1 protein-coding gene is annotated in these 1,523 nt (G+C 36.3%); it reads left to right on the plus strand.

Going from position 1 to position 1,523, the window contains the following annotated elements; translation table 11 throughout:
• The first annotated feature begins 299 nt into the window (after window positions 1-299).
• Window positions 300-1,349 (plus strand): IS30 family transposase, encoded by a 1,050-nt coding sequence (locus KI210_RS09030; RefSeq protein WP_099202218.1) that lies wholly within the window; start codon window positions 300-302, stop codon window positions 1,347-1,349.
• Window positions 1,350-1,523 lie beyond the last annotated feature (174 nt).

The following is a 1,523-nucleotide window of genomic DNA, read 5'->3' on the forward strand; positions in this document are numbered from 1 at the left end:
TACCAACTGCACACTCGGCTAGCAAGTCATTTTGATAAACTACTGCTGCAGCACAAGCAGCACCGTGACCAGCTCGAAGTTGACTTAATTTGGTGTGTAAAGCTTTAGCTAGGTGAGAATTTTTACCGTTTAGCTGCATAATTGTCGCTCCTGTTTTAATAATTTTTTGCTTAAACTTAATTTAACTTATTTTCGCCGATTGTAAAATCAAATTGAACACTTTAGAAAAATAAAAAAGTCCATTTGGACCTGTTTGATAGAATGTTAATGACCACAAAAACATCTATTGGAGGTCACAAATGGACTCTTTACATTCTATCATGCCTAAGCACCAAAAGGGAAAGCATTTATCATTTGAGCAACGGGTTGTTATTCAGACCCGTATTAAAGACGGTTTCTCTCTTAGGGCTATTGCTCGTGAGCTTGATTGCTCTCCTTCTACTATCAGTTATGAGGTTAAACGTGGTACTGTTTTGCTTTATCATGGTAAGCAAAAACGCTATAAGGCACAACAAGGTGATAAAGCTTACCAAATACATCGTAAGAATTGCGGTCGTAAATCAGATTTCTTAAAGAAATCTGACTTTATCAAATACGTTAATAAGCATTTCTGCGAAGATGGCTGGTCTCTTGATGTATGTGCCAATCGCTGCTTAGCTTTAGGAGAATTTTCTCGTGATCAGGTAGTTTGCACTAGAACCTTGTACAACTATGTAGATCAATGCTTAATGGGTATGAGAAATTCTGATTTGCCAGAAAAGTTAAAGCGCAATACTAAAATACATCGCATTCGTAAAAATAAGAAAAAGCTTGGCCGAAGTATTGAAGAACGTCCCAAGGAGATCAATGATCGTAAGGAATTTGGCCACTGGGAATGCGATTTAGTCTTAGGACATAAAACTAAGGATGATCAAGTACTGCTAACTTTGTCTGAACGAATGAGCCGTGAATTTTTAATCTTGCGTATTCCTGATAAGACAGCCGCCAGTGTGATGACTGCTTTTCAGGCTCTGCGCAAACAGTATAGTGAACATTGGAATGACATCTTTAAGACAATTACAACTGATAATGGATCAGAGTTTGCGGATTTATCCAATCTGGAGACAGTTTCAAAAACCCTGGTTTACTATGCTCATCCATATACTTCTTGTGATAAAGGCACTGTTGAAAGACACAATGGCCTTATTCGCAGATTTATTCCCAAAGGTGATTACATCAATAACTATTCTCTTCAAGATATCATTAATATTGAAACCTGGTGCAATTCGCTACCAAGAAAGATCTTGGCATATCATACTCCAGATGAAATCTTTGAGAAAGAATTAGATCATATCTATCAAGCAGTATAAATGTTCAATTTATTATTGCAATTTACGTTTAACTTATTTTTATAATATTAATCAGAAACAATTTTGTCAATTTGGCAAAACAAAAACAACACTGCTTTCGGTTTTACCCAAAAGCAGCGTTGTGCAGCAAGTTACCAACTAGCTTCAAAAGTACAAGTTACTTCCCATACAAAA

Origin of the sequence: Lactobacillus corticis, from assembly GCF_018327645.1 — a bacterium.
Lineage (GTDB): Bacteria > Bacillota > Bacilli > Lactobacillales > Lactobacillaceae > Lactobacillus > Lactobacillus corticis.